Source organism: Janthinobacterium sp. ROICE36 (assembly GCF_002869965.1).
Lineage (GTDB): Bacteria > Pseudomonadota > Gammaproteobacteria > Burkholderiales > Burkholderiaceae_D > Janthinobacterium.
On the sequence record NZ_PEBS01000138.1, the window covers coordinates 1 to 5,747 of the forward strand.

Here is a 5,747-nt window from a genome sequence, read left to right on the forward strand (position 1 = left end):
GTTTGGTGACGACGAGAAGAAGTCACAGGGAAAGAGCAATACGGGTCAGCGCCGCGCAGCTGAAGCAGTGGAAACGGGCACAGCTTAAATTAGTCGGCAAAGTGTCTTGACTAATGGATCCACTTTAAGGCGCCAGTCATGGCCTCAACATTATGAAGAATTGCCAGATTCGCGACCAGTTGATTGTATTTCACCACTTTGCGCTGTTCATGTCGCACGTTTTCCGCGATGATGCCCTGATTGCCAAAAAACAGCCACTTGATAAATTGGTTGAACTCCTCGCTCTTGTTGGTCGCCGCGTTGACGGTTTTTCGTAGTTCCACGTCACCGATATATTTCAAAAGAAACTCGGTTCGCACAACCCTGCCAAGTTCACGGAAGGCAAAATACAATTTGTTCTTGCGGCTTGACGTGCCAAGTCTGCGCAGGATTGTCGACGGCGTGATCTTGCCGGCCTTGATTGACAACGCGATGCGAAGCATGTCCGGTAAATGGGTTTCGATCAGCTTCCAGTTAATCGACTCGCCGAACAGACCGTTGATATTTTCGTAACGTGCACCCCGATCTGGCTTGTAAAATACCAGGCTTTTCAGATTCCGGATGCGGGGCATCAGATTGATCCCCAGCGGGTAGGCCAGGCCAAACACGGGAGCGCTTTGCGCATGGGTGTCACCGTGCAAGGTATCTGGCTGAATGTCCGACTCGTTCTTGATCAGTCCATCCAGGATGTAAATCGCCTCGTACACGCCGCACGGGATGAAATGGCTGAACAATGCGATATACATGTCTGAGACGTGGTAGTACCCAATGCCGCCATAGCCGCCATAACGGATGTGGTATTCGGACAGCAGGTTCTGCTCGTACATGTTCCACTTAGTTCCGTCTGCCGACGCGCTCTTGCCCGAGCCCCAGTACTTCGGTAGCAGGAATTTGTTGTATGCATTGATGACCTGGACGATGGCCTTTTCCAAGCGCTCTTCTGTAATGTGGTGCAAATTGAGCCAAGCCACCTGTTTACGGCTTAGATCTTTGACTGAACGGGCAGTCTGGGTGGGCGTCCGTCAAGAGTTCAGTGATTTTGGTGTGCGACAGCAGCATAGCTCAATCGGACATGTCAACGCTTAAAGGCGAGCAAGAGAACGCCACCAGCGACCAGCGAAATGCCCGACCACTCCCGGACCGATAGCCGTTCTCCTAGGAATGCGAACGCGAACACAGCCACCAGAACGAGGCTAAGCTTGTCTACCGGCGCGACCTTGGAGGCCTCTCCTATCTTGAGTGCCCGGAAATAACATACCCAAGACGCGCCAGTGGCCAGGCCGGACAACCCAAGGAACAACCAGGTCTTTGATGAAAGCTCGAAGGGGTTGGACCACTTACCCGTGTAAGCTACGAACACCGACAGTACGACAATGATGATTGCCGTTCGGATCAAGGTGGCCAGATCGGAATCGACGCCCTGAATGCCAATTTTGGCAAAAATGGCTGTCAGTGCCGCAAAAACGGCGGACAGAATTGCCCAATAGAACCAGCCGGTTGATGTTGCCATACATTTCCTTAAAGTGGTTTAGCCAGCGGCACGAGCACACAGACACACAGGCCGGAATGCGTCTCTTCGTCTGAGAATCCCATTTGAATCTCAGCGCCAATCCGGTCCGCGACTGCCTTGACGATGGAAAGGCCCAGGCCTGACCCGACTTGATCGCTCCCAAGAGTGCGATAGAACGGGTCAAACACCCGTTCCCGCTCGACGACTTGAATACCTGGCCCCGAGTCTTGGATTCTCAGTATTGCACGGCCTTCCTCCGAGGTGACAGAAAGATCAACCCTGCCACCATCCGGCGTATAGCGAATTGCGTTATCGACCAGATTCTTGACTACGGCAATTACATCCAGTTCGTTCACCCAGAGTTGGGCGTCTTGCTCTCCTTCCACTCCAATGTCAATGTGCTTGTCCTCGGCCAGAGGGATGAGGTCTTCCAGGACCCGGCGATAGACGTGCTGCACCGATACAGACGACTTGGGTCGGTCGAGCGCAGCCTGAGCTTTGGCCAAGGTGAGAAGCTGATCCTGTAGATTCCGTCCGCGCTCTATGCCTCGGCGCAGTGCAATGAGACGTTCACGCGCGATGTCAGACATTTCCGCCTGAGCCAGTCGCTCCGCTTGCAGCGACAAGGCTGTCAACGGGGACCGAAGCTCATGCGCCGCATCCGCGACAAACCGGCGCTGGCTTTCCATTGATTGCTCAACGCGGGCAAGTAGACGGTTGATCGCCACCACAAACGGGCGCACTTCAGCAGGAAGATGCTTTTCTTCGATTGGGTGCAACTCCTGTTCGGCGCGTTGGTCGATTTCTGCCGACAAAGAAGCAATGGGCCGGAACATCTTGCGCACAAGGTCAGCCACGATCAAAAGCAGGATGGGAACCAAGATAAGAAACGGCATCAAGGTGCGCAAGGCGCTGTCACGTGCAATTTCATCGCGAACGCCGGTTTCTTGCGCCACAGCGATCCGCTCGCCACTGGACGTAGTTTTGACCAGCACACGGAACGGCTCGCCGTTGACTTCTAGCGCATGCAGACCATCGGATAGGGTGATCGGTAGCGGCAGCGGTGCTCCCGTATCTCCTTTCCCGGCCGCCTTGCTGCCATCAGCAAGATATTGGACGATGACGCGGGACTCTTCATCGCTGTCTTTGGCGCGGCCATCGTCTCCAAGATGTGCAAGCGGAAGGTGTTGCCGATCAAACAGCGCCGCAACTTGGCGCAGCATGTCGTCTTGTAGCTCGTGAGCTTCGTCGAATGCGGAAACGAAGGAAAAGATGCCCGCCACCACCGCAATAGCCAAAATGGCCAGCGACAGCGAAAAGGACAGCTTGAACTGAACCGACTCGTTCAGACGTTTTTTGAAACCATCCATCCAACCCCCCTGACATTTTTGATGATTTCGCCACCCAGTTTGCGCCGCAGTGCATGAATCAGGAATTCGACGGCGTTGCTTTCCACCTCGTCACCCCATCCGTAGATACGGTCTTCCAGATCACTGCGGGAAAGAATTGCACCGGGACGTGCCAGCAAGGCTTGCAACAAGGAGAACTCACGGTTAGATAGTTGCACAGGTGCACTATCGGTGACTGCGGCCTCTCGCGTGGCCGGATCGAGCGAGACAACACCGTTGCTGAGCAGAGGTGTTGCGCTTCCTCCTTTGCGTCGTAGCACGGCGCGCATGCGGGCTAGTAGTTCTGCCATTTCAAAGGGCTTGAGCACATAGTCATCGGCCCCGCCATCCAAACCGCGCAGTCGATCATCAAGGCCGTCACGGGCGGTGATGATGAGCAGTGGAACTGGGTTGTCCTTGGCGCGGATGTTGGTCAGCACCTCCAGCCCATCTTTGCCAGGCAGTCCAAGGTCGAGAAGCACCAGGTCATAGTGCTGGCAACTCAGTGTCGTGAGCGCAGTTTGACCGTTTTTTACCCAGTCTGCCGCATAAGAGGCGTCTTTCAGCGCCCCTTGGATAGCTTCGCCAATCATGGTGTCGTCTTCGACCAGCAATACTCGCATTATTTCTCCTACTGATACCGATAATTCAATGCGCCGTTCTGGCAGCCCTTTGCTTGAATAGCAAAATGCTAGTCAAAATGAAGGCGAATAGTGCTGCTGATGCTGAGTAACGACTCAGGGCCAGACCGCCTGCACTGAGCGGCTTATCCAAAAAATCCCCCACTACGGCTCCGAGAGGGCGGGTCAAAATGAATGCTGCCCAAAAAAGCAGGGTCCGCGACACATTTGTCCAATAGTAAGCTGCAACGACTAGGGCCAACAACGCGCTGAACACTATGGCGGCGCCGGTGTAGCCCAAGCCTGCCGAATCCGCTGTCCAATCGCCCAGTGCCGTTCCCAGGGTTTGAGAAAACATGATCGTTACCCAATAGAACATCTCGGCCTTCGGCGAGCTGACCGTGCTGACCGAAACTGAGCCTAGCGTTCGATGCCATATAAACAGGGAACCGAACAATAAAGCTATAAGCAAGGTGGAGCCACCAGCATACCCAATACCGAGGGATCGGTCTGCAAAATCAGCCAGCGTCGTGCCGACTGTGGTGGTTGCAATGATAGTGGTCCAGTAAAGAAAGGGCTGAAAGGTCTTGGCCTTAATTTGCGCAAAGACCGCCGCCAGAAATACGGCTGAGAAAATAGCCGTACCAATCAAGTAGCCCAAATTCATCGACATCGAAACAGCGTCACCACCTGTTTCGCCGAGCGTGGTGGCTGCAATCTTGATGATCCAGAAAGCGAGCGTCACTTCTGGGACTTTGCCTAGTGCTTTTTCTGTTGAAATATTCATCTCAATTCCTGTTTGCTAGTTAGGGCTTGGCTTGGCGGGAATCAAAAATGGTCAACAGGTCAGCTAAAGCCTTTTTGCAGTCAATTTGACTGGGCACATCAGCACGTAGGGCGCTAAGGGCTCGGTCAATGGACTTGTCGAGCAAATGCCAGTCAGCCGCTGCACGTGGCTTCAAGCCTGCTTCCGCCGAGTCCCATGCAACTTCTAACTCCTTGATCCGCGTTTTAGCACCTGGCAGATCGCCTTTATCTACGAGGGTCGCAACCTCTGCTGCAATGCTTCGAAACGCAGATAGGTCCCCCAGCTTGGATGCAGTCTTTGCCGGCGGCGAAGAAGTAGTCTGACTTGTTGCTAATGAAGTGGAGCCTGCCGTACCGGTGTTGGTGGACTTTGAGCAGCCAGCAGCAAGGGCCAAGAGGGCGATGGCCGATAGAGTGGCAACGGAGTGAGTCATCGAATGCAAATGGCGCATGATTTTTCCTTGAGTTATTAGATAGAGTTTATTCGACGGCTTGTGCATTTATGCGATTGCCAACGCTGAACTGCGCAAGGGCCACCAGCATCACGATCACGGTCAGAAATAGAGCACTAGTCCACATGGCACCCATGCCAAGGCCGCCGTAAGTTTTGGCCTGGGTCAGCAGGTCACCAAGCGCTGCACCGAAAGGGCGAGTCAGGATGTAGCCAATCCAAAAAGTCAGCACGGCGCTACCGCCTAAGCGGAATGCTGCATAGGTTAAAGCAATCAGTGTGCCGAATGACACGGCTCCCCAAGTGAAGCCCAGGCCAAGCGCTTCGGTCGCCAAGTCACCTGCCGCAGTACCCAATGCAAATGTGCAGAGAATGGCCGACCAGTAAAACAACTCCCTACGTCGCGTGAAAATCTCATGTATGGACAAGCTGCGCTCCACCCAAAACCAAACTGCAAAAATCCCCGCAAGCGCCACGGCAAATGTCGACGTGCTGACATATAGGCTAACGCCTAGCCCATCGGTTAGTAGGTCAGTAATCTGAGTGCCGACCACGCTGACCAGCACGACCGTAAGCCAGTAAATCCAGGGAATGTGGCGCCACGTGCGCAGCTGCATGACTAGGGCAACAGCCAACAGCGCGCCCATTACTGTGCGAGTTATCCCTTGGCCGAAGCCTGCATTGACAGCCAGAAAGTCGGCTCCTATTTCTCCGACCGTCGTGGACATGATCTTGATGACCCAGAACGAGAGAGTCACTTCTGGGACCTTATTGAGCCAGGTGGATGCGGAAGGTATGGGCAGTGTGTTGGCGCCGACCGAAAACTGACCCACCTATAGCTGTTGTGCCGACCCAAAATTGACCCAGGTGTTCTACTGCTCCTGCCTAATTATTAGGCGGGAGATATACAAGGTGATCACCATGGAAATGTT

Annotated in this window: 6 protein-coding genes and 1 pseudogene; all 7 read right to left on the reverse strand. The window is 54.1% G+C overall.

From position 1 onward, the window contains the following. Positions 1–125 precede the first annotated feature (125 nt). Positions 126–1,055 (reverse strand): annotated as a pseudogene (locus tag CSZ94_RS26760) (transposase); the annotation flags it as partial. A 59-nt stretch (positions 1,056–1,114) separates the two neighbouring features. Beyond that, positions 1,115–1,549: an EamA family transporter gene (locus CSZ94_RS26765; RefSeq protein ID WP_102124280.1), complete on the reverse strand. Its 435-nt coding sequence runs from the start codon at positions 1,547–1,549 to the stop codon at positions 1,115–1,117. Between the two features lie 8 nt (positions 1,550–1,557). Beyond that, positions 1,558–2,919, reverse strand: a complete 1,362-nt coding sequence (locus CSZ94_RS26770) for an ATP-binding protein (protein WP_102124281.1) — start codon at positions 2,917–2,919, stop codon at positions 1,558–1,560. After that, a complete protein-coding gene (locus CSZ94_RS26775) occupies positions 2,895–3,560 on the reverse strand; it encodes a response regulator (protein ID WP_102124282.1) in 666 nt (221 codons plus the stop codon). Before CSZ94_RS26775 ends, CSZ94_RS26770 begins: the two co-directional genes overlap by 25 nt. A gap of 25 nt (positions 3,561–3,585) precedes the next feature. Further along, positions 3,586–4,344 carry a COG4705 family protein gene (locus CSZ94_RS26780; RefSeq protein ID WP_102124283.1) on the reverse strand — a complete coding sequence of 253 codons (759 nt, stop codon included), beginning with the start codon at positions 4,342–4,344 and terminating at the stop codon, positions 3,586–3,588. A gap of 19 nt (positions 4,345–4,363) precedes the next feature. Beyond that, positions 4,364–4,816 (reverse strand): hypothetical protein, encoded by a 453-nt coding sequence (locus CSZ94_RS26785; protein ID WP_102124284.1) that lies wholly within the window; start codon positions 4,814–4,816, stop codon positions 4,364–4,366. Positions 4,817–4,844: 28 nt separating this feature from the next. Beyond that, positions 4,845–5,648, reverse strand: a complete 804-nt coding sequence (locus tag CSZ94_RS26790) for a COG4705 family protein (RefSeq protein ID WP_258001231.1) — start codon at positions 5,646–5,648, stop codon at positions 4,845–4,847. Between the last annotated feature and the right edge of the window lie 99 nt (positions 5,649–5,747).

Coding starts and splice junctions, on each gene's coding strand:
- CSZ94_RS26770 (WP_102124281.1), bottom strand. CDS start 2,919: ATGGATGGTTTCAAAAAACGTCTGAACGAGTCGGTTCAGTTCAAGCTG.
- CSZ94_RS26775 (WP_102124282.1), bottom strand. CDS start 3,560: ATGCGAGTATTGCTGGTCGAAGACGACACCATGATTGGCGAAGCTATC.
- CSZ94_RS26765 (WP_102124280.1), bottom strand. CDS start 1,549: ATGGCAACATCAACCGGCTGGTTCTATTGGGCAATTCTGTCCGCCGTT.
- CSZ94_RS26780 (WP_102124283.1), bottom strand. CDS start 4,344: ATGAATATTTCAACAGAAAAAGCACTAGGCAAAGTCCCAGAAGTGACG.
- CSZ94_RS26785 (WP_102124284.1), bottom strand. CDS start 4,816: ATGCGCCATTTGCATTCGATGACTCACTCCGTTGCCACTCTATCGGCC.